This is a genomic window from Pseudomonas sp. SWRI77, from assembly GCF_014269105.1.
Classification (GTDB): Bacteria; Pseudomonadota; Gammaproteobacteria; order Pseudomonadales; family Pseudomonadaceae; genus Aquipseudomonas; species Aquipseudomonas capeferrum.
In genome coordinates this window covers 1-3,234 of sequence record NZ_JABWRV010000055.1, presented here as the reverse complement: position 1 = coordinate 3,234, position 3,234 = coordinate 1, and the positions used below count along the sequence as shown (strand labels likewise).

At 51.5% G+C, this 3,234-nt stretch carries 2 rRNA genes; both read right to left on the bottom strand.

What is annotated here, in order from left to right:
* Positions 1 to 27: 27 nt before the first annotated feature.
* Positions 28 to 143: ribosomal RNA gene (rrf, locus tag HU766_RS25890) — 5S ribosomal RNA — on the bottom strand.
* Positions 144 to 276: 133 nt separating this feature from the next.
* Positions 277 to 3,168: ribosomal RNA gene (locus tag HU766_RS25885) — 23S ribosomal RNA — on the bottom strand.
* Between the last annotated feature and the right edge of the window lie 66 nt (positions 3,169 to 3,234).

Here is a 3,234-nt window from a genome sequence, read left to right as displayed (position 1 = left end):
GCGCAGATAGGGGTTTTGCGAAATGAATCTTGACGATGACCTACTCTCACATGGGGAGACCCCACACTACCATCGGCGATGCATCGTTTCACTACTGAGTTCGGGATGGGATCAGGTGGTTCCAATGCTCTATGGTCGTCAAGAAATTCTGTTGCCAGAATGTCCAGATGGACAGCCCAGCGAATTCGGATATGTGATGTTGTGATGTACATTCGAACTTTCGGTTCGTGTGTCTTCACCACCGCAATCTGCATGAGCAAATTGCTTGGGTGTTATATGGTCAAGCCTCACGGGCAATTAGTATTGGTTAGCTCAACGCCTCACAGCGCTTACACACCCAACCTATCAACGTCGTAGTCTTCGACGGCCCTTTAGGGGATTCTAGATCCCAGTGAGATCTCATCTTGAGGCAAGTTTCCCGCTTAGATGCTTTCAGCGGTTATCTCTTCCGAACATAGCTACCCGGCAATGCCACTGGCGTGACAACCGGAACACCAGAGGTTCGTCCACTCCGGTCCTCTCGTACTAGGAGCAGCCCCTCTCAAATCTCAAACGTCCACGGCAGATAGGGACCGAACTGTCTCACGACGTTCTAAACCCAGCTCGCGTACCACTTTAAATGGCGAACAGCCATACCCTTGGGACCGGCTTCAGCCCCAGGATGTGATGAGCCGACATCGAGGTGCCAAACACCGCCGTCGATATGAACTCTTGGGCGGTATCAGCCTGTTATCCCCGGAGTACCTTTTATCCGTTGAGCGATGGCCCTTCCATACAGAACCACCGGATCACTAAGACCTACTTTCGTACCTGCTCGACGTGTTTGTCTCGCAGTCAAGCGCGCTTTTGCCTTTATACTCTACGACCGATTTCCGACCGGTCTGAGCGCACCTTCGTACTCCTCCGTTACTCTTTGGGAGGAGACCGCCCCAGTCAAACTACCCACCATACACTGTCCTCGATCCGGATAACGGACCTGAGTTAGAACCTCAAAGTTGCCAGGGTGGTATTTCAAGGATGGCTCCATGAGAACTGGCGTCCCCACTTCAAAGCCTCCCACCTATCCTACACAAGCAAATTCAAAGTCCAGTGCAAAGCTATAGTAAAGGTTCACGGGGTCTTTCCGTCTAGCCGCGGATACACTGCATCTTCACAGCGATTTCAATTTCACTGAGTCTCGGGTGGAGACAGCGCCGCCATCGTTACGCCATTCGTGCAGGTCGGAACTTACCCGACAAGGAATTTCGCTACCTTAGGACCGTTATAGTTACGGCCGCCGTTTACCGGGGCTTCGATCAAGAGCTTCGCTTGCGCTAACCCCATCAATTAACCTTCCGGCACCGGGCAGGCGTCACACCCTATACGTCCACTTTCGTGTTTGCAGAGTGCTGTGTTTTTAATAAACAGTCGCAGCGGCCTGGTATCTTCGACCGGCATGGGCTTACGGAGCAAGTCCTTAACCCTCGCCGGCGCACCTTCTCCCGAAGTTACGGTGCCATTTTGCCTAGTTCCTTCACCCGAGTTCTCTCAAGCGCCTTGGTATTCTCTACCTAACCACCTGTGTCGGTTTGGGGTACGGTTCCCAGTTATCTGAAGCTTAGGAGCTTTTCTTGGAAGCATGGCATCAACCACTTCGTCGCCTAAAGGCAACTCGTCATCAGCTCTCGGCCTTGAAATCCCGGATTTGCCTAAGATTTCAGCCTACCACCTTAAACTTGGACAACCAACGCCAAGCTGGCCTAGCCTTCTCCGTCCCTCCATCGCAATAACTGCAAGTACAGGAATATTAACCTGTTTTCCATCGACTACGCTTTTCAGCCTCGCCTTAGGGACCGACTAACCCTGCGTCGATTAACGTTGCGCAGGAAACCTTGGTCTTTCGGCGTGGGAGTTTTTCACTCCCATTGTCGTTACTCATGTCAGCATTCGCACTTCTGATACCTCCAGCAAGCTTCTCAACTCACCTTCACAGGCTTACAGAACGCTCCTCTACCGCATCATCATAAGATGATACCCGTAGCTTCGGTGCATGGTTTGAGCCCCGTTACATCTTCCGCGCAGGCCGACTCGACTAGTGAGCTATTACGCTTTCTTTAAAGGGTGGCTGCTTCTAAGCCAACCTCCTAGCTGTCTAAGCCTTCCCACATCGTTTCCCACTTAACCATGACTTTGGGACCTTAGCTGACGGTCTGGGTTGTTTCCCTTTTCACGACGGACGTTAGCACCCGCCGTGTGTCTCCCATGCTCGGCACTTGTAGGTATTCGGAGTTTGCATCGGTTTGGTAAGTCGGGATGACCCCCTAGCCGAAACAGTGCTCTACCCCCTACAGTGATACATGAGGCGCTACCTAAATAGCTTTCGAGGAGAACCAGCTATCTCCGAGCTTGATTAGCCTTTCACTCCGATCCACAGGTCATCCGCTAACTTTTCAACGGTAGTCGGTTCGGTCCTCCAGTCAGTGTTACCTAACCTTCAACCTGCCCATGGATAGATCGCCCGGTTTCGGGTCTATACCCAGCGACTAAACGCCCTATTAAGACTCGCTTTCGCTACGCCTCCCCTATTCGGTTAAGCTCGCCACTGAATATAAGTCGCTGACCCATTATACAAAAGGTACGCAGTCACCTAACAAGTAGGCTCCCACTGCTTGTACGCATACGGTTTCAGGATCTATTTCACTCCCCTCTCCGGGGTTCTTTTCGCCTTTCCCTCACGGTACTAGTTCACTATCGGTCAGTCAGTAGTATTTAGCCTTGGAGGATGGTCCCCCCATATTCAGACAAAGTTTCTCGTGCTCCGTCCTACTCGATTTCATTGATAAGAGATTTTCGTGTACGGGGCTATCACCCACTATGGCCGCACTTTCCAGAGCGTTCCACTAATCTCAAACCAACTTAAGGGCTGGTCCCCGTTCGCTCGCCACTACTAAGGGAATCTCGGTTGATTTCTTTTCCTCAGGGTACTTAGATGTTTCAGTTCCCCTGGTTCGCCTCTTGCACCTATGTATTCAGTACAAGATACTCAGCTTATGCTGAGTGGGTTCCCCCATTCAGAGATCTCTGGATCACAGTCTGTTTGCCGACTCCCCAAAGCTTATCGCAGGCTACCACGTCTTTCATCGCCTCTGACTGCCAAGGCATCCACCGTATGCGCTTCTTCACTTGACCATATAACCCCAAGCAATCTGGTTATACTGTGAAGACGACATTCGCCGAAAATTCGCATGCTGCTCA